This window comes from Hoylesella timonensis S9-PR14 (assembly GCF_000762405.1).
Taxonomy (GTDB): domain Bacteria; phylum Bacteroidota; class Bacteroidia; order Bacteroidales; family Bacteroidaceae; genus Prevotella; species Prevotella timonensis_A.
In genome coordinates, this window is record NZ_JRPQ01000141.1 from 80,615 (window position 1) to 105,698 (window position 25,084).

Here is a 25,084-nt window from a genome sequence, read left to right on the forward strand (position 1 = left end):
ACACTACTCTATTCGGGAGAAATGCTCATCAAGGAAGTACTATTTCACTAAGATAACCAAATATTTACTGGTGCTCCAGAAAATCTCTGGATTGGTAATTTTCAATGTATATTGCTTATTAGCGTCACGTTGCAAGAGATAACTGCTTGAAGGATGCATTGTCAACACCTTTGCATACTTAGAGTATAACTTGATTTCTTTATCAACTCGAATGTCAATTTTAGTGAAGTAATTTTTATTGAAGTTGGATTGTAACACCTTGTCACCTTCAATAATGCGCTGCTCTTTCAGCTCTTTACGAGTACCAAAGACAAACCAAGCCGTGTTCAATTGCTTGTCCTGACTGTTGATAACCTGCGATTTCTTTGAATTTTCGTTAGCTAAATTGTTCACATTCGTGTGCAAATTGTTAATGGCCTCATCCAATTCAGTAATGTGAATATCTTTGGCATCAAGCTCGGCACGCATTTGTTGAAGTTGTTTGTCTTTTTCTTCCAACTGCTTTGAAAGATTTTCCAGAGTGTTTTTAAGGGCATCTCCCTTCACAGAACTCTGTTTTAACTGGTTGCGCAACTTAGCAATTAATTCTCGATTATGCTTCATCGTTTTAGCAATGAACTGAATGTTTTCTCGAATTTGTTGCTCTTTGTTGGCTCCTTCTCCACCTTTGGCGATGGTGACACGATTTTCAGCGGCATTAATCTCATTAAAACCGTCCTGAATTTCGTTGAGAGTTCCCATCATGTCGTTAATTTCATTGTCCTTTTGACTAATGACCTGTCTCAATGAATCTGATTGTGCGGCATCTACTGATTCTGCAGATTGCTTATTGCCTTGACATCCTACGAAAGCCAAAGACAGTATGGCAATAAGGGTTACACTTAATAATTTTTTCATATCTCTTCTGTTTTTGATTTCTTATTTTTTGTTTTACCTGCTACTACAATGACAATTTCGCCACGTGGCGCAGTATTCTTAAAATGGTTAATTACTTCTTCCATGGTTCCTCTGACACTCTCTTCGTGCACCTTAGAGATTTCTCGAGCGACACTGACCTGACGCTCAGGACCAAAGAGGTCGGAGAATTGTTGCAACGTTTTCAATAATCGGTATGGCGATTCATAAAATATCATCGTTCGAGCCTCATCTCTCAAAGATTCTAAATGCGTCTGTCGACCTTTTTTCTGTGGCAGAAAGCCTTCGAAACAGAAACGGTCACAGGGCAATCCTGATGACACTATGGCTGGTATACACGCTGTTGCTCCAGGCAATGTTTGGACGGTAATACCTGCTTTAGAGGCTTCTCGAGCCAGCAGAAAGCCAGGATCGCTTATCCCCGGTGTACCTGCATCGCTAATGAGAGCAATAGTTTGACCCGCTTTCAGACGCTCCACAATACCTCCAGTGGTGCCGTGTTCGTTGAATTTATGGTGTGACAGCAAACGATTCTGAATATCATAATGTTTCAAAAGTTTGCTCGACGTACGAGTATCCTCAGCCAAAATGAGGTCTACCTCATTCAGAATACGAATTGCTCGCATTGTCATATCTTCCATATTCCCAACTGGCGTGGGTACAATATACAATACTCCCATATATGGGACAAATATAGTTAAATAATCAACACGAGCAAAAAAACGGTCAATTTCTTTGCATTTTTTAAATCCTATTCGTATTTTTGCAATAAAATAAGTACGCTCCTAAGAAGAATTTTTGACTGATTAGCAGTAGTTTTGCTTATTAATATTTATAATGATAGACTATGTGACTGGCGAATCTCATCGCCCTGGAAGAATAGAGGTTGTTTGCGGATCGATGTTTTCTGGTAAGACAGAAGAATTGATTCGGCGTATGAAACGTGCTAAGTTTGCAAAACAACGAGTTGAAATCTTCAAACCTGCAATGGATGTACGCTACTCTGCAGAAGATGTAGTGAGTCATGATCAGAATTCTATTCCGTCCACACCCATAGATACCTCATCATCTATCTTATTATTGGCATCAAACATTGATGTCGTCGGGATTGATGAAGCACAATTTTTGGACCAAGGACTCATCGATGTTTGCAATCAGTTGGCTAACAAAGGCGTTCGAGTGATTGTGGCAGGTCTTGATATGGACTTTCAAGGGAAGCCCTTTGGTCCTATTCCTGGATTATGTGCAATTGCCGACGAGGTTGTAAAAGTACACGCCATCTGTGTGAAGTGTGGAGCTTTGGCATACATTAGCCACCGATTAGTGGACAATGATAAAAGGGTACTCTTAGGTGAGAAGCAAACCTACGAACCTCTTTGTAGAGAGTGTTATCAAAGAGCTTTGCAGGAAGAACAATAATATTTCATGACTAACCCGTGGCTTGCTACCTTTTGTAGTTAGGAAGTCAATACGTATACATTATTATATAATGAAGAAACAAGAAATCACTTTTGATAGGTTTATCAGAATTTCAGCCACCATATTACTAATCATAGTGGTTTTCTACCTTGTCAATTACCTTAGCGGTGTATTACTTCCCTTTTTTATTGCTTGGCTTTTTGCTTATCTCTTATATCCACTTGTAAAATTTGTGCAATATAAAATGCATGTCAAGGTGAGATCCTTGGCAATCATCATCACCATGTTAGGTGTGCTTGGAATCATGGCTGGTGTGGTTTATGCTATCATTCCTTCGATGATTGAGCAGATAGATAAACTCAATAATATTCTAAATAATTGGATTAGCCAGACAACTCATAGCAGCGATTTCGGCTCCTATATCTCACAATGGGTAGAAAAAAACCAAGCTGGAATCGAGAAATTCATGAAGAGTAAAGACTTTAGTGAGATAGTAAAGACTACCATGCCCAAGCTATTTATCATCGTAGGACAAACGGCAAGCATTATCATCAGCGTGATAGCCTCACTGATTACCTTACTTTATACGTTCTTTATCTTACAAGATTATGAATTCCTAACGGATAATTGGATTCGCATTTTTCCAAAAAAGAATCGACCATTTTGGGCAGAGTTGATGCAAGATGTTGAACGAGAGCTCAACAATTACATCCGTGGACAAGGCTTAGTCTCCCTCTGTTTGGGTATCCTTTTCGGAATAGGTCTAACCATTATTGATTTTCCTATGGCCATTGCATTGGGCATTATGATGGGTCTGATGAATTTGGTACCTTATCTACACACCTTAGCTCTCATACCAATGGCATTCCTTGCCATGCTAAAAGCTGCAGATACAGGTCAGAATTACTTGATTGTATTTGGTCTCTCTCTCCTTGTTTTCCTCATTGTACAGGTGATTAGCGATACTGTTCTTACCCCAAAAATCATGGGAAAGGCCATGAACTTAAATCCTGCTATCTTACTGCTGTCGCTCTCCATTTGGGGAACACTGCTTGGATTTATTGGTTTGATTGTTGCGCTGCCGTTGACAACCTTATTGATAGCTTATTGGAAAAAATATGTGACGCAAGAGAAACAACAGGAGGTGTCGCCACAAAATGAAGAAACAACCGATTAGTAGGAGCGAGTAAGTGTTCGAGTTACAGCACACGAAAGCTCACTCTACAGTTGTTATCCACTATTTTGGCATAACAAAAGCTGCCTTGAACCACGCTCCCATCAAAGCAGCAACGACAAGCTTTTCTTGGAAGGAAGGCAAACTTTTAGCATTTAGAGAATGAAATAGCAACCGTAACTTCTGTGTTTTTATATTTGCTAGTCTACCCAAAACTAACTATATTTGCATGCCGTCAATGACAGTCAGCCCTTGTGTAGAACCTAAGTAGTGATACACAGTGCTTAAAAAAGTTAGTTCCACGCCACAGAATCCAACAAAATGAAGAAACTCGTATTATTTTTTCCCCTGTTATGGGTTGTCCTATCGCTTTCAACCTCCTGCAAATTTGCACCATCTTCTGACCTCGGCGACACGGTAGCCGCATCGGTTTTCGAACCAGAAGATACGACTTTGTCGCACAAAAACTTATCAAAGAACGCGTCGAAGACGGTAGACAGTGCCGATATTTTTGTGATTGGCGAGGGGTCTACGCGCCAATTCCTCCAGTTAATTTCCTACCCTTCGCGACGTGACACCATGACATACGCCAAACATCGCCCACTGAAAGTTAAAGGAAGTGCGCAATTTGGACGTATCGTTCGGATTGGTTTCATGTTCGGAAAAGACAGTGTAAAATTGGTAAAGACGGTAGAGGAGGTTCAAATAGACTCATTAGAAACTAAGAAAAGCCACGCTCATCATGCAGGAAGCGATGCCAACAATATTTCTATGAGCCGCGGCAAGGCATATTGATCCAACTCATCTTCTGGAATCCAAATATAATCTTCTGGCAACGAAGGCCTTTGGTTCAACTCCACCAGATAAAAGTCGGCTGTCAAAACTCGATGCGTCAACACATGTTTCACCCCTTTTTTAATTAACGATAGGGGTGCTGAAAATACGGGCAAATCAGCATTTTCTATGAGTAAAGGCTCCCACAACCCTTGCCAAATATCTCCAGCTGGACGCTTGTGAAAGGCTGTCATGCCCTGACACCTGAGATAGATATATGAAAAATGACGTTTCTTGATTTTCAATTTTCTTAGCTTCACAGGTAGTTCGGCTGTCTTACCGCTTCGCAAAGCCTCGCAGCTATCTGCCAAAGGACAGATTAAACAGCGGGGAGAAGTGGGGGTACACTGTATAGCTCCAAAGTCCATAATGGCTTGATTATATGCCGAAGGGGCTGACGTTGGCAAGAGCGACTGTGCCAACTCGGCAAACTCTTTCTGTCCTTCAGTCGTATTAATCGGTGTCGAGATACCAAAATAGCGAGACAAAACCCGGTAAACATTCCCATCGACTACCGCTACTGGCAATCCAAAAGCAATGGAGCCAATAGCCGCTGCGGTATAGTCGCCCACACCTTTCATCGCTTTGAGTTCGCTCATGGTACTCGGAAAATGCCCCAAGGCTACCACTTGCTTGGCTGCCTCATGGAGATGACGTGCCCTACTATAATATCCTAAACCTTGCCACAACCGCAACACCTCGTCTTGAGTGGCTGCTGCCAAGTCCTCAACACGAGGAAAGCGGTGCATGAATCGCTCCCAATACTCCCACCCTTGCTGCACTCGTGTCTGTTGAAGGATGATTTCACTGAGCCAAATGGCATAAGGGTCGGTGGTCTCACGCCACGGCAAACTACGTCCGTACTCCTCAAACCATTTCAAAAGGGTTACCGCAAAAGGATTGGTACTTATCACATCTTTATGTTCCATGGAATCATTCATGATCCGTCATATTTTTCTAACACAGGAAAACAAGCTCAAAAGTTCACCAATGACAGTGGAAAAGACGAACCGTTTTATTGTGAAAAATCTTAACAACAGCACGCTCATAACTTCAATATTTTGAACCAAACCTGTTGTCAGTGAGAAATACGCGAGTTTTGAGCGAGAAACATAATTTTTTATAAATCAACACGTTAGCGTAATACCACACATTTTCACTCGCATTAGAGCTATCTTATAAGGGCAAAATAGTTTATTTTCCCTCCCTATTTGCATGCTTTAATCGTACTGAAGCATGAGAATAACAAGCTTAAGTTAATGAGTTAACGACAGAAAGTCATTACATTAACCACTCTATTGTAATGTTACAGCAAGTTTTTCCCAAATTTTCAACCATTCTTTTGCTCATTTAATGAAATTCTGATTCTATTTCGCAAAAATAAAAGTGGCTGTTTTTTGTCATTTTACTTTACAATTGTTCGCTGAAAAAACAAAAGAAAAGGAGGAAAAGGATTGTGTTGCCAATCGCAATTCCCCCTACATATTATTGCTATATAGGTGAATAATTCACTTATTTAAGCACGTGAACCGTATTGCTGGTCAAGGTTGAAAATAGCGGAATCGCCCATACGCTTAATCCTATCTACAATGCCACTGGCTGTCGCTTCCTCCTCTACTTGCTCACGAACAAACTGCCACAAGAAGTCTTGGCTGGCATTGTCGTGCTCAGAAATTGCCAAATCAAGCAAATTATCAATCAGTCTACTAACTTGGCACTCATGCTTATAAGTGTCTTCAAAAGCCTCTAATGGAGTAGTCCATTTTTGCTTTACGGCAGGTATCTGATTGACTACAGCCTCGCCTCCACGCTTAATGATGAAGCTTGCCATTTGGTATGCGTGATCCATCTCTTCAGCAGATTGTTTCTTCATCCAAGTAGAAAAACCTTCAAAGCCTTCTTTCTCCATATAGAAAGACATAGAAAGATATAGATTGGCTGAATATATCTCAGCAACGATTTGCTCATTGAGAGCATCTTGTAATTTTTTTGAAATCATAAGTTTAATATTTATATGTAATGTATTTATTGCAAAGTTACAAAAAAAATGCAGAACTGTATGGCTTCGCCGCTATTTTTGAGCTTTTGTAACATTTGTAAATCTAATTATAAGTTATTAACATTGTTTCTTTGGAAAATGCTGCGCAACAAGGTGTCAATGCCCTATTGAAAGAAAGATAAGCAACCGATTGGCAGACATCATTATTTTTCTGTACCTTTGCATTATCACGATTCACAGTCAAAAGACGTTGGTGGCAACAGAAAACGATGGAAGAAAATACAGAACTAAAGCTTGCTTGGGAGTTTGTAGAGCATACCGAGCAAAGCATTTTCCTTACAGGTAAGGCAGGAACAGGCAAGACAACCTTTTTGAAGATGGTGAAAAAGCACAGTGGCAAACGCTTAATCGTGGTTGCTCCTACAGGTGTTGCTGCCATTAACGCTGGTGGTGTTACCATTCACTCGTTTTTCCAGTTGCCACTATCTCCCTTTGTACCCAATGCAACCGTGCGTGAGAGATATAATTTTGGCAAAGAGAAGCGCAAAATTATTCGAACACTTGACATGCTGATTATCGATGAAATTAGTATGGTTCGCAGTGATTTGCTGGATGCGATTGATGCGGTATTACGAAGATACAGGCAGCACGACCGTCCTTTTGGCGGGGTACAGCTGCTCATGATTGGCGATTTGCAACAGCTTACACCTGTGGTAACACCAGCAGATGAAGCCTTGCTACGCCCTTATTATGATACCCCTTACTTTTTTGGCAGCCATGCGCTACAACAAACTCCGTATGTGACCATTCAACTTCAAAAGGTATATAGACAACAAGATGAGACTTTCCTGAACATCCTCAATCATTTACGCGAGAACACGTTGTCATCTACTGATTTACAGGTGCTGAACGATCGTTATCAACCTCACTTTCAGCCCCGGCAGGAAGAGGGATATATACGTCTGACCACTCACAACAACAAGGCTGATAGCTATAATGACATGCGATTGGAACAGTTGCCCGCTAAAGCCTATCATTACATGGCAAGCATTAAAGGAACATTTCCAGAGTATTCCTATCCTACAAGTGAGTCGTTAGTGTTCAAAGTGGGCGCGCAAGTGATGTTCATTAAGAACGATAGCTCAGCAGAGCATTTGTTCTATAACGGTAAGATTGGACACATTATCTACTTAGACGACAATCATATTGAGGTTCTCTGCCCTGGCGATGAGCATTCTATTGTCGTGGAAAAACAAACGTGGGAAAACACTACTTATAAGATTAATGAAGCGACAAAGGAGATAGAACCAACGGTGCAGGGAACATTTAGTCAGTATCCCTTGCGCTTGGCATGGGCGATTACCATACACAAAAGTCAAGGACTTACCTTCGATCGTGCCATTATTGATGCAGGTTCATCGTTTGCATCTGGGCAGGTATATGTGGCATTAAGTAGATGTAAGACATTAGAAGGGCTGGTTTTGGCCTCCCCCATTACAGCAGAAGCCATTATAAGCGACCAAGGGGTGGCGGATTATATTAACCGACAAGACGAGGAAGCACGCAAAAGTATTGAACAATTGCCAAGGTTAAAGGATGATTATGAGCGTTTCCAACTCATTGAATTGTTTCAGTTTATGGATATATGGCGAGCTGAAGAGATGCTTTGTCGTTTGCTCATAGAGTTCTTCCACAGCTATTCTAAACTCGTCTTAATCCACAAATCCACCGTCAAAGAGCTACAGGAGAAAGTAAATATCATTGCATACAAATGGACAACGTATATCAGTCAATTAACGATTGAACAGATTCACGACCCACAATTCCTTGAAAGAGTAGTTGCCAGTGCCAATTATTTCAAGAAAACGCTAAAGCACTATTTAGAGGACTTGATTGAACAAACCTTGGAAGTAAAGTCGAACAATAAAGTTGCCATGCGCCGTTTGGACAACTACCTCACAGATTTGAGAGAAATGTATTTAGCTAAAAAATACCTATTGCAAACGGTCATCACCAACGGATTTACCACAGAAAACTATTTACGCGCCAAACAAGAGGCACTGCTCATGGCATTAGACGAACTTTCGCCAACTCCCCAGCGACGGTCGAAAAGCACCAAAAAGAAAAAAGAGAAAAAAGAAAATACAAAGGATATTACGCTTCAACTTCTTAAGAGTGGACTCACACCCTTACAGATTGCGACAGAGAGGCAGCTTACTACTTCTACTATTTATACGCATTTGGGATATTTTGTAAAAGAAGGAGTCATCGATATCAACGATTTCATGAAGCAAGAACATATACAAAATATTCAGCAAGTAATTCAAAAGATAGGAGTTGACAACGGGAGGACTGCGATTAAAGCACTTTGCTTACCAACAGTTACTTATGAAGAGATTAACCTCATGATTGCTGCTTCTCATCACTCATGAAGACAAGTGAAAGAATAAGAGATATTAAAAGCCGTTAGAAGACTGGATAAGGAAACACGCTAACATAAGAACTCGCTGTGTTGAGATGCTTTCACCCTATCGAAAAAGAAAACTATCCCTTTGTACCTTTCAAGAAGATTATTTACCTTTGTATTCATCAAACAGAATTATTAAATCATAAAACAATGAAGAAATACGCACTTACAGTTTTCATTTTGACTGCATCATTGTGCATTCAAGCACAAAATCTATTCGTAGCAACTTATAATCTACGTTATGACAACGAGGACGATCGACAGGAAGGCAATGGCTGGACTAAGAGATGTCAAGTGATATGTGACTTTCTAAACTTTGAACAGCCTGACATATTTGGCACTCAAGAGGGTCTGAAACATCAATTGGAAGATCTAAAAAGAGGCTTAGATCAGTACGATTATATCGGTATTGGTCGTGAAGATGGAAAGGAACAAGGCGAACATTCGGCTATTTTCTATAAGAAAGACAAGTTAAAATGCTTGGACAAGGGCAACTTTTGGCTCAATGAAACGCCAGAGAAGCCTGTTCTCGGTTGGGATGCCGCATGTGTTCGGATTTGTACTTGGGGAAAGTTTAGAGACTGGAAAACAAATCTTACCTTCTATTTCTTTAATCTTCACATGGATCATGTGGGTGTCATTGCACGGCGTGAGGCTGCAAAATTGGTGATTAAAAAAATCAAAGAGATTGCTGGAAACAATGCCCCTGTCATTCTTACAGGCGACTTTAACGTCGATCAGCATGATGAAATTTACAAAATATTCAGCGAGTCAGGCATCTTGAAAGATTCATATGTGGCAGCGAAACATCGATTTGCAGAGAATGGAACATTCCAAGATTTTGATTCGAGTATGAAATCAGAAAGCCGAATCGATCATATTTTCGTATCAAACAAGTTTGAAGTGAACAATTATGCCATTCACACAGACGCTTATTGGACAGCAAATGAGAAGATGCCTAAGTTGAAATCGGGAAATGCACCTAAAGAGTTAGAATTCCAACAGTACACGCATCGTCTTCCTTCTGACCACTATCCTGTACTTGCTAAGATAAGGTACGAGAAGTATGGCACCTGCAAATTCTAATTCGTCATTTATCCTACTTATCAAAAAAGGCTGCAACATGTAAAGATGTGCAGCCTTTTTTGATAAGTAGACATTATTATTCTGTTACTTCTTTCTCATTGGTACGATAATAAGAGAGCGCACTCGGAGTGAAGTTCTTAATAAAGAGACTGTGTCCTGCATTTTCTTCTTCGGCATGACGCACGAACACATGAGCACTCTTAGCAAACAAGTTCTCTGCTTTTGTGGCATCATCGAGTATCAGCAGCGACATCACAAGATTGGCAGTCATATTGTAAAGTCTGCGTGCTAAGAAGTCTTGTGTCTCTTGACAGTTGGCATCTTTCACAAAAGCAATAGACTCTTCGTACTGACTGAGCATCACTTCAACTCTTTGACGCAAAGGAGTCAAGGCCTCACTCACTGGCTGTTCTATCATTTCTCGCATAATATTGAGATAGGTACCGTTCATAATATAACGAATGGCAGCCACTACTTGCATTTGCGTTGTACCTTCATAGATAGAGAAGATGCGTGCATCACGATACAAACGTTGGCACTTGTATTCCATTATAAAGCCCGAACCGCCGTGTACACTAATGGCATCATAAGCATTCTGATTTGCATATTCTGAGTTCATTCCCTTAGCTAAAGGTGTAAAGGCATCTGCCAGACGTGTGTATTTCTTCATCTCTGCACGCTCTTCGGGTGTGAGTTTCCGATCTCGCTGAATATCCTCAAGTGCTTTATAAATATCAACATACCTTGCCGTTTGATACAACAAAGACCTACCAGCATCCAGTTTGGCTTTCATGCGCGATAGCATATCATACACAGCAGGGAACTCTATAATGGGCTGCCCAAACTGCTGACGCTCCTTGGCGTATGCCACAGCTTCGTTATATGCTTCTTGCGCCACACCTACAGACTGCGCCGCAATGCCCAAACGAGCACCATTCATCAACGCCATGACGTACTTGATAAGTCCTAACCTTGTAGAACCACAAAGTTCGGCTTTGGCATTCTTGTACACCAACTCGCAAGTTGGCGAGCCATGTATTCCCAATTTGTTTTCAATATGGCGCACATCAACGCCTCCGTCTCGCTTATCATAGATGAACATTGACAAGCCACGACCGTCTTTTGTTCCCTCTTCCGAGCGTGCCAACACCAGATGAATATCCGAGTCGCCATTGGTAATAAAACGTTTTACACCATTGAGCCTCCAACAATCATTCTTCTCATCGAACGTTGCTTTCAACATCACCCGCTGAAGATCCGAACCAGCATCGGGTTCTGTTAAGTCCATTGACATGGTTGCGCCCTCACAGACACGAGGAATGAATCGTTCTCTTTGTTCATCTGTTCCAAACTCATATAAGGTATCAATGCACGATTGTAATGACCATATATTTTGAAATCCGCCATCGGCTGCGGCTATCATCTCCGACAACATTGAAAAGGTGACATTAGGCAAGTTCAATCCGCCATATCTACGTGGCATTGACAAACCCCACAATCCTGCCTGACGAGTAGCTTTTATATTTTCTATCGTCTTACTGGCATACTTCATGCGCCCATTCTCCAAGTGTGGTCCTTCCAAGTCGACCGCTTCCGAGTTGGGTTCTATGATATTAGCAGCCACATCGCCTGTGATTTCTAAGATGCGTTTGTAGTTCTCGATGGCATCTTCATAATTTACTGGAGCATCCTCAAAATGCTCTTGATCTTCATAGTTGCGCTCTTTGAGCTCAACGATGCGCTTCATCAACGGATGTTCTAAATGAAACGCTATCTCCGGATGGTCGGTATAGTAATTTGACATAGTTTGATAATCAGTCTCTCCCCTTACCCCTCCCCAAAAGGGAGGGGTAAGGGGAGAGGCTATTCTTAATTATTTGCTGTTTTCTTTATAATATTTCATCATCTTGGGTACCACTTCCTCTACCGAACCCGTTATCACATAGTCGGCTATCTTATTGATAGGCGCGTCTGGATCGGTGTTGATAGAGATAATGATTCCTGCATCTTGCATACCCGAGATATGCTGAATTTGCCCTGAGATGCCACAAGCAATATAAACTTTGGGATGCACCGTAACACCAGTTTGTCCCACCTGTCTGTCTGTATCAATCCAGCCAGCATCCACGGCAGCACGACTCGCTCCTACCTCGGCATGCAACACGTCTGCCAATTCAAACAAGAGATTGAATCCCTCTTTGCTTCCTACGCCATAACCTCCTGCTACTACGATGGGAGCGCCCTTGAGGTTATGCTTCGGTTCTTCGACATGTCGCTCAATCACTTGTACGGCATAAGCGGCAGGAGACACATATTCTGTCACCACGGGGTAAACCACTTCACCCCTCGCCTTACCATCATAGAGTGCTTTTTGCATCACCCCCGAACGAACAGTAGCCATTTGTGGCCGATGATCTGGATTGACAATCGTTGCTACGATGTTTCCTCCAAAGGCGGGGCGAATTTGATACAGCAAGTTTTTATATACTCGTTTGGCTTTGCGGTCTTCGTAATCACCAATCTCAAGTTCTGTACAGTCGGCTGTCAGTCCACTGGTCAACGAGGAGGATACGCGTGGTCCAAGGTCTCGACCTATCACGGTAGCGCCCATTAAACAAATCTGTGGCTGCTCGTCTTCAAACAGTTTTACCATGATATCGGTATGAGGTGCTGAGGTATAAGGTGATAATCCTTCGCCCTCAAACACAAATAATTTATCGACACCGTAAGGCAAAATTTGCGATTCTACATTACCTTTAATTCCAGTACCTATCGCCATGGCATGCAACTCTACACCTAATTGGGTAGCCAGCTTGCGCCCTTTGGTGAGCAATTCTTGAGATACCTCGGCAACAGTTGTACCTTCTATCTCACAATATACAAATACGTTGTTCATATACATTTAAGTTTATAAGTTTTTGAGTTTATGAGTTTTTAAGTTCTCTAAGTACAAAAAACCTTAGCAAGAGGCAATTTTGTTTTTCAACTTAAAAACTAAAAAACTGACAAACTAAGAACTTACCCAATAATCTTTTCGTCAATCAACTCTTTCATCAACGCTTCTACATCCTTATCTGCTGCCGTAAGCGTCTTGCTCTCCTTTGCCTGAAACACAATATTTTGTACTGCCTTCACCTTCGTAGGCGAACCAGAGAGACCGCATTGTGCTGGGTCACCGTCCACATCTGCCACAGACCATTGGGTAAGCGTTAAATAGGGACGCTTTTCATACAGTGCACTCCAAGCTTCATCGCCTTTACGCTCTAACGGACAAGTGGCATATTTGTACTTCATCACCAGTTTTGCATGACAAGGACGACAAGGAGCTGCACTGCCATTCACCGTCACTACGACTGGTAAAGGAGCCTCAACCGTTTCTACCCCACCATCTATTTGGCGTCGAATGGTAGCCACTCCGTTCTCCACTTTTATGATTTCTTCTGCGTAAGTAACCTGATGAAGCCCTAACTTTTGTGCCACCTGCGGCCCTACTTGTGCCGTGTCGCCATCAATCGCTTGTCGACCTCCTATCACTAAGTCTACATCACCTATTTTCTTAATTGCAGTGGCAAGCGCATAAGAAGTGGCTAATGTGTCAGCACCCGCAAACAAACGGTCGGTCAACAACCATCCCGTATCTGCACCACGGTACAACCCCTGACGTATAATTTCACCTGCTCGAGGAGGTCCCATCGTCAGCACACCCACCGTAGAGCCTGGATTTTGTTCTTTTAGGCGCAGTGCCTGCTCCAAGGCATTCAGATCTTCGGGGTTAAAAATAGCTGGTAGAGCGGCACGATTCACTGTTCCTGCCTCTGTCATAGCATCCTTTCCCACGTTTCTTGTGTCTGGTACTTGCTTGGCAAGTACGACAATTTTCAACTTCATAGATTTTATTTTATGTGATAAATTTTATTGATAAATACACCCCCGTAAAGGTAATAGCTCGTCACAAAAATACGAACTTTTTAAGTGTCCGCAAAATAAATGATTATTTAATTGCACAAATAAGAAAGAAATGCGCATTTCTCCACAAAGACAAACCAAAAAGATTGTCGCATTAACTCATTCCTACAACACACCAAAACAGCCTATTTTGTAGTGGAAAACAGACTGTTTTCCTCATCAAAACAGTCTGTTTTGGTGTCCTAATGATATGAGTTCCTTGCCCAATGGCATACCCACAAACAATATGTTACTGTCACCAAGCGCATTCCATCAAAACCATTTTTACCACTATCCCACGAAAAGAGCAAACGAGAAATGTTTTATCACGCATTTTTTCCTTTATTACTTTTTTATATATATCTTTGCAGTAAATAGGCATTAACGCAACAAGCACAGCAAACATACCAAAGATTTGCAGCAGCGTTTTTGCATCAAATTTAGACACGATTCCGTCTCTAAAGAACCTAAGGAATTATTTGAAAGCGACACTTTATTAAAGATATGATAGACAGAGTTACGGTTGAACGAATTAAGGATGCTGCAAATATTGTAGATGTTGTTGGCGAATTTGTCACTCTCCGCAAGAGTGGAGCCAACTACAAAGGTTTATGCCCATTCCATAACGAAAAGACACCTTCGTTTTTCGTATCGCCAGCTCGTGGCACCTGTCACTGTTTTGGTTGTGGAAAAGGAGGAAATTCTGTTAGTTTCATCATGGAACACGAACAGATGACCTACCCCGAAGCCTTGCGGTGGTTAGCTCGCAAATATCATATCGAGATACAAGAACGTGAAATGAGCGATGAAGAGCGTCGAGAACAAAGCGAACGCGAATCCATGTTCATTGTCAACGAATGGGCTGCCAGCTATTTCAGTGACTTGTTGCATCATCATCCTGACGGTCAAGCCATCGGAATGCAATATTTTAGAAATCGTGGTTTCAGAGACGACATCATTCAAAAGTTTCAGTTGGGTTACGACCTACCCAACCGACTTGCTTTGGCGCAAAATGCTCTTGGCAAGGGATATCAAAAGGAATTCTTGATAAAGACTGGAATTTGTTACCAAAACGACCGTGGTGACCTTATCGACAGGTACGCTGGTCGGGTTATCTTTCCTTGGATAGGGCTCAATGGAAAAGTGGTAGGTTTTGGCGGTCGTGTACTTGATGCACGCACCAAAGGGGTGAACCAGAAATATGTCAACTCTCCAGCTTCAGAGATTTACCAGAAAGACCGTGAACTGTACGGAATCTATCAAGCCAAAAAAGCCATTGCCAAAGAAGATTGGGTGTACATGGTAGAGGGATATACCGATGTTATCTCCATGCACCAATGCGGCATTGAGAACGTGGTAGCCAACTCAGGAACAGCACTCAGCCTGCATCAAATACACATTTTGCATCGCTTCACATCGAACATCACCCTGCTCTACGATGGTGATGCCGCAGGAATCCATGCCGCCTTTCGAGGAATGGACATGCTGCTAAGCGAAGGAATGAACATCAAAATACTGTTGCTGCCCGACGGAGAAGACCCTGATGGCTTTGCACGGAAACATACAGCAGAAGACTTGAAGACTTATATCGAACAACACCAAACAGACTTTATACAGTTTAAGACCGATTTATTGGTGAAAAATGAGACCGACCCCTACAAGCGATCGGAAGGAATCAACTCTATTATAAAAAGCATTGCAGTGGTTCCCAATCAGGTTTTAAGAGATACCTATGCGCAAGACTGTGCCAGACGCATTGGTATGAAAGAAGAGACGCTGATTAATACCATGAACCGATACATCAGAAATTACAGGGAAGAAATGTCCAAAGAGGAAAGGCGACAAATAGAAGCACTCAATACTTCCAAACCAACGCCTCAACTACCAACGGCTCAACCCATGGAGCAAGCGTCACAAGTGGAAAAAATGTTGGTACAACTCATCATCAGAAAAGGCGAGCAATTGGTTTTGGAGCAAGTTGAAGATGAGAATCATCAACTCTTCGACCTAACGGTTGCCCAATTCATTGACTACTCCCTGCGGGAAGATAATTTGCATTTTGACCATGAAATTTCAAATCGAATATTGACCGAAGCTGTAGAACATAGCGGTGAGGAGGGTTTTGTTGCCGAGTCGTATTTCATTCATCATGAAGATATTGAAATCAGCAAACTGGCTACGGAGATGAGTACGGATCGCTATCAGCTGATAGCAGAGGAGAAACCCACATCTGATATGAAGTACATGGACGAGGCACAGTTGGCAACAGAAGCCCAAGAGGCACTACGCAACCATACGATACATCTGCTAATGGACTTCCGCATGGATTATGTGGAGCAGCACTTGAAAGATTTGATGCAACAGATTGGACAGGTCTCTAATGACCCGGAACGACTACAAGAATTAGTAGCAGAATACAAGGATATGCAACAAATTCGTAATGCGCTGGCAAAGAAATTAGGTAGTCACATCATTGTGTAAGCGACGTATGTATTATAAGCAACCTTGTTGTGGGGCATCTTTCAATTTGGGCAAAAGGATAAATACTCCAATGCCAATTTAGAAATATCACTAAAATAATGAACTTAAGACCTATCAATCTATTTTATCTTCAAATGAACAAATCATGATTTACGTTCATTGGATTATCCTTGCCATTTATATTGTCATCGTGTTGGGAACTATCATCACGATTTTATTAGACAATAGACAACCATCCAAAACAATGGCATGGTTGTTAGTCTTGATATTTGTCCCCATTGTTGGCATTATTTTATATTTCTTCTTTGGTCAAAACACACGCAAAGAACGCTCCATGAGCCAGCGCAGCATGGATGAACTAACCAAACGTTCGATGTTGGAGTTTGTTGTTCAGAAAGATTTGAAACTTCCTACACACTACCAACCACTGATACAGCTCTTCACAAATCAGAACACAGCCCTCCCTTTCAAAGACAATGAGGTGGATATCTTTGTCGAAGGAGCCGACTTTTTCTTGGCTTTGCTTAAAGCCATTGGGCAGGCAAAAGACCATATCCACATCGAATCCTATATCATTGAAGACGATGCATTGGCAAATCTCATTGCAGATGCACTGATAGACAAAGCCGCAGAGGGCGTGGAAGTGCGCATGATTTATGACTATGTGGGCTGCTGGAAAGTACCGTCACGATATTTTGAACGCCTTCGGGCTGGTGGAGTTGACGTTCGTTCGTTTATGCCTGTTCACTTTCCTGCTTTCACTGGGAAGGTAAACTATCGCAACCACCGTAAGTTAGCGGTGATTGACGGTAAGATAGGATTTATTGGAGGAATGAACATTGCGATGCGATATGTGCGTGGCAGTAAATCTCAACCTTGGCGAGACACCCATCTTCGTATTCGAGGAGGTGCTGTTTATGGCATTCAGCGGGCTTTCTTGGTAGACTGGTATTTTGTTAATCGCACCCTTATAAGTAGTCAGAAGTATTATCCCCCATTAGACACGTCTATCTCCAACAACTGTATCGCACAAGTAGTTACCAGCAGTCCTATCTCTCCTTGGCCCGAAATTATGCAAGGTTATGTACGCATTTTGCTACAAGCCCAACACTACGTGTATATGGAAACGCCTTATTTCTTGCCCACGGAGCCAGTGCTTTTTGCCCTAAGGACAGCAGCTGTGGCTGGTGTTGACGTCCGGCTCATGCTTCCCAAGCACAGTGATGTAAAGATTGTGGAATGGGCGAGTAGGTCGTATATTTCCACTATGATAGAAGCAGGAGTAAAAGTGTACCTGTACACCGAAGGCTTCAACCACTCCAAGTTGTTAGTGGCAGATGACAATTTGTGTACTTGTGGGTCGACAAACATCGATTTTCGTAGTTTCGAAAACAATCTTGAAGCAAATATTTTCTTTTATGATCAGTCATTAGCTTTACGCATGAAGGAGGTCTTTTTCAAGGATCAGGAGGCTTGCGTACTGATAGAAAAGCTGAGTGACCTTACCCATCGTCCCTTCATCAACCGCCTGTGGGAATCGATAGTACGCTTGTTGTCACCACTACTATAAAGCAAAGGGCTTCATGAGGTAGCCTCATCGTCTAATTTTTTCTTTTAGACGGTTCAGTCTATCCGTTTTGTTTTTATATCAATGAAAGGCTATCTGACGTTTATAGCTGATAGTTTAATGATATTGACCCATTTACATCTTCTCTTCTTGTATATCACCTACTTCAGTTCGAGATAAACCCCAACCTATTTTAACAAGTTAACCGTAATGTTCCTTGTTAGAGTCTTGTGCATGATAATACATCCCACTCTATCATGAATAGGATAAGATTTAGATAAAAAATGTTGCTTAAAAAAGGTGTATGGCTCACTTCATCTATTTTAAAGTTCTGCCTTTAGAGTCTATCTGAAAAAACTTTTCACCCTTTAAGACTAGGGCTTTACCATTCTTAAATCGACGATAGTTGGCGATACTATCATACTCCAAAGGAATAACCTCGTTTCCCTGCTTATCAATAAATCCCCACTTACCACCAACAACATACTCGTGCTCTGGGTCGTCTTGTGGTCTCACTGTCTTGCAGCCTACTGCCACAGCAGCCAATCCCTCATAGTATGGGAAGATAGCATCATACTTCGGTTTGACAATAACCTGTCCTTTCATATTGGCAACGCCCATCTTCGTACCACTCTTATCTAAGATTCTAAAGAGTCCATCCTTTGGGTAGTCATTCCCATTATTAGCCATAAATACATTGAATAATTCTTTGCCCTTATTGTTGATAGCTACACAGCCGACATTCGGTTTAAAAACAAAGCCAATAGTACGGATTGTGTCGGTATAACACAGCAAGTATCGATTATAAGGCACAACGGTTTGCCCATCCTGATTAACGTATGCATATTGCTCATATCTTGCGGTCGTATCAACCTTTAAAACTAAATACATGTCTTTTACGTCTTTCGTTGACGAACAAGACAATACTAAACTGCATGACAGAGCGAGTATCAAAAGCTTTAAGTTATTCATATTCTATACATTTTACTTTATTTCCACAAAATATATCTCATTACATCTATTGCTATAGTCATGGCTCTCAACCGTTGTCCCATCATAAAGGTCTATTTGTTCACCTACTCACATGCTCCTTTTCTCCATTCGCAAGCGCCACAATAAAGAAATCCTTTCCGACCTTGTACTATCTTTAAGAGTATTTATATTAATGCTGGTAAATGGTTATTTGGTTTATTCCAAATACAAAAATACAAATTATATCTATTCTGACAAAAGCTATATGAATCTTTAAATCAAGATATGTCGCAGCTCTTTCATTTATGAAATCATGGTTCTTTTTATAAATACTGTTATGTTGCAGCGTACTAATGACACGGTGAAAGCTGTTCTTTTCTTAAAAAACGACCATGATTGTATGGAAGTTGGCTGTTGAAACTCACGTTTTATGATATATCAGATTCATCGTCTAACCATATTAAAATCAATAAAATAAGTACTCGTAAAAGTTGGTTAAATGAGTTGTTTCTTTTGTAATTTTATTGTAAAGAAACCAGCAATAAGCACAAACTGGCATGAAAAACTGGGACAGCCCTACCCTGCGTGGCATGAATGGATGTCAAGCGGCTTTAACTTTCCTTCTATTTTTTCCCATTCAGCTCGTGATATTTTCCGTCCTCTCAACGTTCTTACAGCGGGAAAGTCAGAGAAATACGAATCGGACGATGTGTACCAACAATATTTCTTGACCGCAGGTATTCGACTTAGACTTTGAACAAGTGTCCCAAAATAATGAGGATGCACTACAGATAAGTAACAACCACGACTGTCTACCTCCGTAAAGAGTATTAGATACGACCGTTTCTTGTTTGTTTTGGTAGCAGAAATCATTGCTTTACGTTTAGAACTCACGTGTATCTCCCACCCATATGTCTGATTCAGTTTGTGCATTATCTGACAGAAAACCTTGCCATGGGGTGACGTATCGCAAATTCCTTTGTAGGAGATATAATAATGTATCATCTCGTGCAGAAGCACATTCTGATATTGTCGTTCTGTTTGGTCGTAATAGTTGCTGATTCTAATCACGTAATCACAGGTCGTGATGCCACGCCAAGTGAGCTTTCGCTTACACGACATACTCCCCAACTGCGTTCGAGATGAAGACACCTGCAAACGTGGTAGCGGTAATATATCTTCAAAATAAGAATGATTGAAGATGTGAAACCATTTCTCTAACCAAAGCTCATCTACCATTGTTACCTACAATTTATAAAAAACATCAACATATCTATTAAACGTTGTTTTCAAAGGTTTGAGACTTTGGCCAATTCACCAAGTACAACTTTTCTGTAGCTCGTGTAAAGGCAGTGTACAGCCAATGCAAATAATCTGGCGACAACATCTCATCCGTCATATATCCTTGATCCACGTAAACATGAGCCCATTGTCCGCCTTGTGCTTTATGGCAGGTAATGGCATAAGCGTACTTAACTTGAACGGCATTAAGAAAAATATCTTCACGAAGCTTCTTGACACGGTCTTGTTTTCGAGGAATATCCGCATAGTCTGCCAGCACTTCATTAAACAAACGTTCGTTTTGTTCACGTGACAAAGCAGGGGCTTCCGTATGCAAGCTATCCAAGATAATGGTTGCCTCAAGTTCATAGTCATTATAATCAGGAAACTGTAACCACACATCTGCAAATCGGAAGCCATACAACTCACGAATATTACGCACTCGTTGCACCATGGCACGGTCTCCATTAGCCAAAAAGGTCATGCTTGTCGTGTCCTGTTCTTCATTGTTTGTTGGTAGCTTCACCCAATGATAGTTATTACGCACAATCATCAACATGTCGCCTGTTGACAATTCTTCCTCACTCCCCAAGATGGTTTGGCGTATTCCTTGATTGTAAATGTGCGCCCGCTTGTTACTTCGTGTAATAACCATGGTCTCGTCAACGCCTACTTCCGAATAACTTGAGTTGAGCGTTTCGATGAGCTCGTTGCCGGGAACAACCACAATATCAGCAAACGTATTGAAATGAATTTGGGGTAATTGTGTTAATTCATCTCGCATGATATGGGCTCTAATAAGCGTAGCGTTGTACAATATCCCACTTTCTTCGCTTTGACGGAGCACATTATCTAAACGGCACTCGTACACTTTTAGTCCATATCCTTCCATAAAATCGGACGATAGCGCAGGCGATTGTTCTTCCCCAATGGGTGGTAATTGGGCAGCATCTCCCATTAAAATCATTCGACAATTGCGTCCGCTGTACACGAATTGCACCAAATCATCGAGCAAACAACCACTTCCAAACGAGGATTCCATTTGACCTTGGTTAGCAATCATCGAACTTTCGTCTACCATAAACAACGTATCACAGTACCGATTAAAATTGAGATTGAACACACCACCATCACTGTCGAAAGATTTTTGTCTGTAGATTTGCCGATGAATGGTATAAGCAGGTTGACCACTATGAACAGAGAATACTTTGGCAGCACGCCCAGTAGGAGCCAACAGCATTACTCTTTGCTCTAATTTCACCATGGTTCGAGCGATAGCACTTGCTAAAGAAGTCTTTCCAGTACCAGCACTTCCACAAAAAATCATTACCACACGTGGGTCTTCATCCATCATAAAATGAGCAAATTGCGTTAAAACATGTGTTTGTTCAGTGGTGGGCTGAAGTTCAAATTGTTGGATTATCTGGAAAATGAGTTCGTCTATAAGCATGATTTCGAACAGTGAAAATATGAGAATTTAACCGATTTATCTCTTTATTGGAAAGTATTTTGTACTTTTGCAAGGATGAACACCACATGTGATGTAAAAAAGATGCAGGCAATGTAACTTACAACTCACGCTGTTTGAATCGAGAGACATCGCAGCTTCTGCAAAGATACAATAAAAGGCTGACCTATGAAAGTCAAAATTAAGCATAATTATATACTGACCTGCTGTGTAGGAGTCCTTGCTCTTATCTGTGTCTTGAGCATTTACAGTCCTATTGCTTTCAGCAACCAACAGACTGAAAGAGAAACCAGCGTAAAGCACTATTTAGTGCAAATAAGACTGGCAGAAGAAAAGTACCGTGCGAAGACAGGCAGCTATACCGCTTCATTCGACTCTCTGATACAGTACGGATATTTGGCAGACTCACTACAATTTATTCCATTTACAAATCGTCAAAAGTTTGAATTGGAAACATCAATGCAGCTCTCTCCATCAGGGAAACAAATACCACTGATGGAATGTAGAGCTAAATATACTGACTTTTTACAAGGTCTTAACAAGTCATTTGTTCAGGAACTAATAGAGAATGAACTTTCTGCTGGACGTTATCCAGGATTAAAGATAGGCGACCTTCAAACACCAAATAACAATGCAGGAAACTGGGAATAACACACTTATATCAAAAGCACGATTGGTTTTCAGAATCAGTCCACAATCGCTAAGTTTTTCAGTCGTTGACAATGCCGAAGAAAGTCAGTTGGCATTTGAGCCATACGTCATTAAAAGTGGAATATCATTGGCAGCTAATTTGCGTGAAGCCTTCATTGAGAGTGACCTTCTTAATCGAGGTTATCAACGGGCACAAGTGATGATTGATGCGCCAGTGATGCTTGTTCCCACCGAAGAGTTTCGTCAAGAAGAGATGGAATGTATGTACCAACACACTTTTACAGGTCGTGAAGACGAGGCTGTGTTGCACGCTGTACTACCTAATCTCAATGCTGTAGCTGTCTTCTCCGTCAACAAAGACTTGAAAATGGTCATGACCGACCATTTCAATGATGTGAGATTTTTTCCCGTTTCACAACCCGTTTGGAGTTATCTTCACAAGCGTAGCTTCACAGGTTCGCATCAAAAACTTTATGTATACTTTCACGACAAGAAGGTCGACATCTTTTGCTTCAAGCAAAACAGATTTAAGTTTTCCAACACGTTCCATGTTCCGAATGCCAATGACTCTATCTATTTCATTTTATATACATGGAAAATATTAGCGTTGGACAGCGAGAAAGATGAGCTACACCTTGTTGGAGATATTCCCGAACGTGAAAGATTGAGCGAATCCTTACGACGATATCTACAAAAAGTGTATTACGTGAACCCCGTTGCAGAATTTAATCGTACACCAATCACCATGATTAAAGGGATTTCATTTGACTTAATCACCCTATTTCTAAAAGGAAAATAATGCGTATCATCACAGGAAAATATAAAGGAAGACACTTTGAGATTCCTCACACTTTCAAAGCTCGTCCAACCACAGACTTTGCTAAAGAAAGTATTTTTAACGTGCTAAATAGGTACATTGACTTAGAGGGAAAGACAGCACTTGACCTTTTTGCTGGTACTGGCAGCATCTCTTTGGAATTACTCTCTCGTGGTTGCGCACAAGTTGTGAGTGTAGAAGCAGACCGTGACCATGCGAAATTTATTCAGCAATGTATGGAGAAACTGGGTACACAGCAAGACGTTTTGATTAGAACCGACGTCTTTCGATTCATCAAGAGCTGTCATCAGACATTCGATTTCATTTTTGCGGACCCACCTTATGCACTGCCTGAGCTTAAAGAAATACCAAAACTTGTTTTACAACATGGACTGTTAAAAGAAAATGGCGTCTTTGTTTTTGAACATGGGAAAAAGGACGAGTTTACCAATTTGCCAGAGTTTGTAGAACATCGTCATTATGGCAGTGTCAATTTTTCTATCTTTCAATGCGTACAAAACATTGAAGGAAAAGAAAATAATCATGAGATTCAACCATGACAACCGCTCCATTCTCCCAGTATCATAACCGTTGCCAATTACTTAAAGTACATTAATCTTATGATGAGTTGGCATTTTACTGCACAAACCAAGCAATGTTTGGCGCTCTTTGTCTTGATGTTCTCCTTTGTAGATGTATCTGCAAACCAGATAGATACTTTGCAAGAAAAGAGCAAAGTCATTCATCGCATAGAATTAGACGTTGTCCCTTCCACCATACTTCACACCAACGCCTTTTTGAAAGGGGATAATATAGAAAAGCGAACCATGAACCACGCTTTCACCACCCAATTGAAGTATGCGTTTCAGCCCCCGGCAACAAGTCAGCAAGCACAGATGTACAAAGGTGTGTACCAAGGTATCGGGGTGGCTTATCATAATTTCAATCCGCAATTAGGAAATCCACTTTCTGTTTTTATTTTTCAGGGTGCTAAAGTTAAACAACTGACAAATGCTTTATCGTTAAACTATGAATGGAACTTTGGTCTCACGGCTGGCTGGCATCCTTACCATGAAACAGACAATCCTGAAAATCGAGTCATTGGCTCAAAAATTACCGCCTATCTGAACGCAGACCTTTATTTGAAATGGCAATTATCTAAACAATTCGACCTTAATACAGGACTCTCTTTGAGTCACTTCTCGAATGGAAACACCACGATACCTAACGGTGGCTTAAATATTGCAGGCGGTAGAATCAGTTTAGCCTATTATATTCACCGCCCAACTGAAGAGACAGCCATCCTCATACCACGCCCTACTTTCCAAAGACATATCACCTATGACTTCATGTTGTACGGAGCATGGCGCAAAAAAGGGTTGATGCTGGGAGATAAAACGGTTGCTCTTCCCAAAACATATCAAGTGGGAGGCTTCTCTTTCACACCTCTATATCATCTAAATCCGTGGCTGAATGTGGGAATTTCGCTCGATGGGGTGTATGACAGCAGTGCAAATTTATATATAGAAGATTATATCGTTGAGGCTGGTCAGCCAGCTAATGATTTTGAACACTTGGCGCAACCAACATTTACAAAGCAAATCGCTTTAGGACTTTCAGGAAGAGCCGAATTTGTTATGCCGTATTTCACCATTCAAGCAGGTATCGGTAGAAATACTATCTATGCGAAAGGCGAACTAAATGGATGGTATCAAGTTCTTGCTCTCAAGACTAACATCACGAACAGACTGTTTCTAAACATCGGGTACAGTCTTTACAACTTCCAAACACCTAATCATTTAATGCTCGGACTTGGCTATCATTTCCAGAAAAAGAAGAGACAACATTGATTTTCGAAGTGTAGCTCTACACAGAACTCAAACAATTACAAGCAAAATCTTCTATGAAGAAGGCAATTCACAAGAAGAGTTAGACTAAGCCATTCATCGTACCAATAAAAATGAGGTGTATTCTTTTCTGGAACACACCTCATTTTTATCATATCAAC

21 protein-coding genes are annotated in these 25,084 nt (G+C 41.2%); 11 read left to right on the forward strand and 10 right to left on the reverse strand.

Annotation, left to right across the window (positions count from 1 at the left end; translation table 11 throughout):
* Positions 1–39 precede the first annotated feature (39 nt).
* The gene (locus HMPREF9304_RS09000) at positions 40–897 is read right to left on the reverse strand and encodes a Cbp1 family collagen-binding glycoprotein adhesin (RefSeq protein ID WP_036928323.1); all 858 of its coding nucleotides are present in this window, start codon (positions 895–897) and stop codon (positions 40–42) included.
* Positions 894–1,595 carry a 16S rRNA (cytidine(1402)-2'-O)-methyltransferase gene (gene rsmI, locus HMPREF9304_RS09005; RefSeq protein WP_036928324.1) on the reverse strand — a complete coding sequence of 234 codons (702 nt, stop codon included), beginning with the start codon at positions 1,593–1,595 and terminating at the stop codon, positions 894–896. The genes HMPREF9304_RS09000 and rsmI overlap by 4 nt, the downstream gene beginning before the upstream one ends.
* 157 nt (positions 1,596–1,752) lie before the next feature.
* Between rsmI and HMPREF9304_RS09010 the strand changes: the two genes are divergently transcribed.
* The 3 genes from HMPREF9304_RS09010 to HMPREF9304_RS09020 all read left to right on the forward strand — a co-directional run bounded on the left by HMPREF9304_RS09010 (position 1,753) and on the right by HMPREF9304_RS09020 (position 4,303).
* Positions 1,753–2,334 carry a thymidine kinase gene (locus HMPREF9304_RS09010; RefSeq protein ID WP_036928326.1) on the forward strand — a complete coding sequence of 194 codons (582 nt, stop codon included), beginning with the start codon at positions 1,753–1,755 and terminating at the stop codon, positions 2,332–2,334.
* Positions 2,335–2,404: 70 nt separating this feature from the next.
* Positions 2,405–3,511, forward strand: a complete 1,107-nt coding sequence (locus HMPREF9304_RS09015; RefSeq protein WP_036928327.1) for an AI-2E family transporter — start codon at positions 2,405–2,407, stop codon at positions 3,509–3,511.
* A 318-nt stretch (positions 3,512–3,829) separates the two neighbouring features.
* Complete coding sequence (locus tag HMPREF9304_RS09020; RefSeq protein ID WP_036928328.1) at positions 3,830–4,303, forward strand: hypothetical protein; 474 nt, start codon at positions 3,830–3,832, stop codon at positions 4,301–4,303.
* Here HMPREF9304_RS09020 and mutY read toward each other — a convergent pair.
* Both mutY and HMPREF9304_RS09030 read right to left on the reverse strand, forming a co-directional pair.
* Positions 4,249–5,271 carry an A/G-specific adenine glycosylase gene (gene mutY, locus HMPREF9304_RS09025; RefSeq protein WP_036928367.1) on the reverse strand — a complete coding sequence of 341 codons (1,023 nt, stop codon included), beginning with the start codon at positions 5,269–5,271 and terminating at the stop codon, positions 4,249–4,251. The genes HMPREF9304_RS09020 and mutY overlap by 55 nt on opposite strands.
* Before the next feature lie 587 nt (positions 5,272–5,858).
* The gene (locus tag HMPREF9304_RS09030) at positions 5,859–6,341 is read right to left on the reverse strand and encodes a ferritin (protein WP_036928329.1); all 483 of its coding nucleotides are present in this window, start codon (positions 6,339–6,341) and stop codon (positions 5,859–5,861) included.
* A gap of 269 nt (positions 6,342–6,610) precedes the next feature.
* Between HMPREF9304_RS09030 and HMPREF9304_RS09035 the strand changes: the two genes are divergently transcribed.
* Both HMPREF9304_RS09035 and HMPREF9304_RS09040 read left to right on the forward strand, forming a co-directional pair.
* Positions 6,611–8,773, forward strand: coding sequence for a helix-turn-helix domain-containing protein (locus HMPREF9304_RS09035; RefSeq protein WP_036928331.1), 2,163 nt, complete (start codon positions 6,611–6,613; stop codon positions 8,771–8,773).
* A gap of 185 nt (positions 8,774–8,958) precedes the next feature.
* Entirely contained in the window at positions 8,959–9,894 is a 936-nt protein-coding gene (locus tag HMPREF9304_RS09040; RefSeq protein WP_036928332.1) for an endonuclease/exonuclease/phosphatase family protein, read from the forward strand.
* A gap of 76 nt (positions 9,895–9,970) precedes the next feature.
* Here HMPREF9304_RS09040 and HMPREF9304_RS09045 read toward each other — a convergent pair whose 3' ends face one another.
* The 3 genes from HMPREF9304_RS09045 to HMPREF9304_RS09055 all read right to left on the reverse strand — a co-directional run bounded on the left by HMPREF9304_RS09045 (position 9,971) and on the right by HMPREF9304_RS09055 (position 13,782).
* Complete coding sequence (locus tag HMPREF9304_RS09045; protein ID WP_036928333.1) at positions 9,971–11,698, reverse strand: acyl-CoA dehydrogenase family protein; 1,728 nt, start codon at positions 11,696–11,698, stop codon at positions 9,971–9,973.
* Positions 11,699–11,767: 69 nt separating this feature from the next.
* Positions 11,768–12,790: an electron transfer flavoprotein subunit alpha/FixB family protein gene (locus tag HMPREF9304_RS09050; RefSeq protein WP_008122873.1), complete on the reverse strand. Its 1,023-nt coding sequence runs from the start codon at positions 12,788–12,790 to the stop codon at positions 11,768–11,770.
* Positions 12,791–12,912: 122 nt separating this feature from the next.
* The gene (locus tag HMPREF9304_RS09055; protein ID WP_036928335.1) at positions 12,913–13,782 is read right to left on the reverse strand and encodes an electron transfer flavoprotein subunit beta/FixA family protein; all 870 of its coding nucleotides are present in this window, start codon (positions 13,780–13,782) and stop codon (positions 12,913–12,915) included.
* Between the two features lie 561 nt (positions 13,783–14,343).
* Between HMPREF9304_RS09055 and dnaG the strand changes: the two genes are divergently transcribed.
* Both dnaG and cls read left to right on the forward strand, forming a co-directional pair.
* Positions 14,344–16,320 carry a DNA primase gene (dnaG, locus tag HMPREF9304_RS09065; RefSeq protein ID WP_036928338.1) on the forward strand — a complete coding sequence of 659 codons (1,977 nt, stop codon included), beginning with the start codon at positions 14,344–14,346 and terminating at the stop codon, positions 16,318–16,320.
* A gap of 145 nt (positions 16,321–16,465) precedes the next feature.
* Positions 16,466–17,890: a cardiolipin synthase gene (gene cls, locus HMPREF9304_RS09070; protein ID WP_008122877.1), complete on the forward strand. Its 1,425-nt coding sequence runs from the start codon at positions 16,466–16,468 to the stop codon at positions 17,888–17,890.
* A 315-nt stretch (positions 17,891–18,205) separates the two neighbouring features.
* On the opposite strand, the gene HMPREF9304_RS13815 is transcribed toward cls, so the two are convergent.
* The 3 genes from HMPREF9304_RS13815 to HMPREF9304_RS09085 form a co-directional block, all read right to left on the reverse strand.
* Positions 18,206–18,778, reverse strand: coding sequence for a WG repeat-containing protein (locus tag HMPREF9304_RS13815; protein ID WP_197061665.1), 573 nt, complete (start codon positions 18,776–18,778; stop codon positions 18,206–18,208).
* Positions 18,779–19,435: 657 nt separating this feature from the next.
* Positions 19,436–20,098: a SprT-like domain-containing protein gene (locus HMPREF9304_RS09080; RefSeq protein WP_036928339.1), complete on the reverse strand. Its 663-nt coding sequence runs from the start codon at positions 20,096–20,098 to the stop codon at positions 19,436–19,438.
* Positions 20,099–20,135: 37 nt separating this feature from the next.
* Positions 20,136–21,590 carry an ATP-dependent DNA helicase gene (locus HMPREF9304_RS09085; protein WP_036928341.1) on the reverse strand — a complete coding sequence of 485 codons (1,455 nt, stop codon included), beginning with the start codon at positions 21,588–21,590 and terminating at the stop codon, positions 20,136–20,138.
* Positions 21,591–21,776: 186 nt separating this feature from the next.
* Between HMPREF9304_RS09085 and HMPREF9304_RS09090 the strand changes: the two genes are divergently transcribed.
* Genes HMPREF9304_RS09090 through HMPREF9304_RS09105 form a run of 4 tightly spaced genes read left to right on the forward strand, consistent with a single transcriptional unit; the run spans position 21,777 to position 24,926 of the window.
* Positions 21,777–22,259 carry a hypothetical protein gene (locus HMPREF9304_RS09090; protein ID WP_036928343.1) on the forward strand — a complete coding sequence of 161 codons (483 nt, stop codon included), beginning with the start codon at positions 21,777–21,779 and terminating at the stop codon, positions 22,257–22,259.
* Positions 22,240–23,058, forward strand: a complete 819-nt coding sequence (locus HMPREF9304_RS09095) for a DUF3822 family protein (protein WP_197061666.1) — start codon at positions 22,240–22,242, stop codon at positions 23,056–23,058. Before HMPREF9304_RS09090 ends, HMPREF9304_RS09095 begins: the two co-directional genes overlap by 20 nt.
* Positions 23,058–23,636, forward strand: coding sequence for a 16S rRNA (guanine(966)-N(2))-methyltransferase RsmD (rsmD, locus tag HMPREF9304_RS09100; RefSeq protein ID WP_036928346.1), 579 nt, complete (start codon positions 23,058–23,060; stop codon positions 23,634–23,636). Before HMPREF9304_RS09095 ends, rsmD begins: the two co-directional genes overlap by 1 nt.
* A 60-nt stretch (positions 23,637–23,696) precedes the next feature.
* Complete coding sequence (locus tag HMPREF9304_RS09105; protein ID WP_036928348.1) at positions 23,697–24,926, forward strand: acyloxyacyl hydrolase; 1,230 nt, start codon at positions 23,697–23,699, stop codon at positions 24,924–24,926.
* The last annotated feature ends 158 nt before the right edge of the window (positions 24,927–25,084 follow it).

What these genes read in the sequence shown, in the direction of transcription:
- HMPREF9304_RS09000 (WP_036928323.1), bottom strand. Translation starts at nt 897, where the DNA reads ATGAAAAAATTATTAAGTGTAACCCTTATTGCCATACTGTCTTTGGCT.
- rsmI (WP_036928324.1), bottom strand. Translation starts at nt 1,595, where the DNA reads ATGGGAGTATTGTATATTGTACCCACGCCAGTTGGGAATATGGAAGAT.
- HMPREF9304_RS09010 (WP_036928326.1), top strand. Translation starts at nt 1,753, where the DNA reads ATGATAGACTATGTGACTGGCGAATCTCATCGCCCTGGAAGAATAGAG.
- HMPREF9304_RS09015 (WP_036928327.1), top strand. Translation starts at nt 2,405, where the DNA reads ATGAAGAAACAAGAAATCACTTTTGATAGGTTTATCAGAATTTCAGCC.
- HMPREF9304_RS09020 (WP_036928328.1), top strand. Translation starts at nt 3,830, where the DNA reads ATGAAGAAACTCGTATTATTTTTTCCCCTGTTATGGGTTGTCCTATCG.
- mutY (WP_036928367.1), bottom strand. Translation starts at nt 5,271, where the DNA reads ATGGAACATAAAGATGTGATAAGTACCAATCCTTTTGCGGTAACCCTT.
- HMPREF9304_RS09030 (WP_036928329.1), bottom strand. Translation starts at nt 6,341, where the DNA reads ATGATTTCAAAAAAATTACAAGATGCTCTCAATGAGCAAATCGTTGCT.
- HMPREF9304_RS09035 (WP_036928331.1), top strand. Translation starts at nt 6,611, where the DNA reads ATGGAAGAAAATACAGAACTAAAGCTTGCTTGGGAGTTTGTAGAGCAT.
- HMPREF9304_RS09040 (WP_036928332.1), top strand. Translation starts at nt 8,959, where the DNA reads ATGAAGAAATACGCACTTACAGTTTTCATTTTGACTGCATCATTGTGC.
- HMPREF9304_RS09045 (WP_036928333.1), bottom strand. Translation starts at nt 11,698, where the DNA reads ATGTCAAATTACTATACCGACCATCCGGAGATAGCGTTTCATTTAGAA.
- HMPREF9304_RS09050 (WP_008122873.1), bottom strand. Translation starts at nt 12,790, where the DNA reads ATGAACAACGTATTTGTATATTGTGAGATAGAAGGTACAACTGTTGCC.
- HMPREF9304_RS09055 (WP_036928335.1), bottom strand. Translation starts at nt 13,782, where the DNA reads ATGAAGTTGAAAATTGTCGTACTTGCCAAGCAAGTACCAGACACAAGA.
- dnaG (WP_036928338.1), top strand. Translation starts at nt 14,344, where the DNA reads ATGATAGACAGAGTTACGGTTGAACGAATTAAGGATGCTGCAAATATT.
- cls (WP_008122877.1), top strand. Translation starts at nt 16,466, where the DNA reads ATGATTTACGTTCATTGGATTATCCTTGCCATTTATATTGTCATCGTG.
- HMPREF9304_RS13815 (WP_197061665.1), bottom strand. Translation starts at nt 18,778, where the DNA reads ATGTATTTAGTTTTAAAGGTTGATACGACCGCAAGATATGAGCAATAT.
- HMPREF9304_RS09080 (WP_036928339.1), bottom strand. Translation starts at nt 20,098, where the DNA reads ATGGTAGATGAGCTTTGGTTAGAGAAATGGTTTCACATCTTCAATCAT.
- HMPREF9304_RS09085 (WP_036928341.1), bottom strand. Translation starts at nt 21,590, where the DNA reads ATGCTTATAGACGAACTCATTTTCCAGATAATCCAACAATTTGAACTT.
- HMPREF9304_RS09090 (WP_036928343.1), top strand. Translation starts at nt 21,777, where the DNA reads ATGAAAGTCAAAATTAAGCATAATTATATACTGACCTGCTGTGTAGGA.
- HMPREF9304_RS09095 (WP_197061666.1), top strand. Translation starts at nt 22,240, where the DNA reads ATGCAGGAAACTGGGAATAACACACTTATATCAAAAGCACGATTGGTT.
- rsmD (WP_036928346.1), top strand. Translation starts at nt 23,058, where the DNA reads ATGCGTATCATCACAGGAAAATATAAAGGAAGACACTTTGAGATTCCT.
- HMPREF9304_RS09105 (WP_036928348.1), top strand. Translation starts at nt 23,697, where the DNA reads ATGATGAGTTGGCATTTTACTGCACAAACCAAGCAATGTTTGGCGCTC.